At 63.7% G+C, this 256-nt stretch carries 1 protein-coding gene; it reads left to right on the top strand.

What is annotated here, in order from left to right:
- Nucleotides 1-256, top strand: a 256-nt coding sequence (locus tag SB753_RS39155; protein WP_410805430.1) for an NAD(P)H-dependent oxidoreductase, incomplete at both ends; no start/stop codon positions are given.

Raw genomic sequence — 256 nt, 5'->3', positions numbered from 1 at the left:
AAGACTCGATCTGCTTCCCTCGACGTTGCACGGGCCTATCTGGAGGCTTATCGCAGCGCACATCCAGATCATCCGATCGACGTGCTCGACCTGTGGTCGATTGACTTGCCGGAATTCGACGGCGATGCGCTCGATGCGAAATATGCGGACCCGAGCGGCACTCCGGTCAGCGAAGCCCAGCAGCAGGCGTCGGCGCACATCCGGCGCCTCGCGCAGCGGCTGCACGACGCGGATACGTTGTCGCTCTCCGTGCCAC

It is taken from the genome of Paraburkholderia sp. SIMBA_053, assembly GCF_046534895.1.
In the GTDB taxonomy this organism is placed as follows: Bacteria; Pseudomonadota; Gammaproteobacteria; order Burkholderiales; family Burkholderiaceae; genus Paraburkholderia; species Paraburkholderia caledonica.
This window is presented reverse-complemented; position numbering and strand designations above follow the sequence as displayed.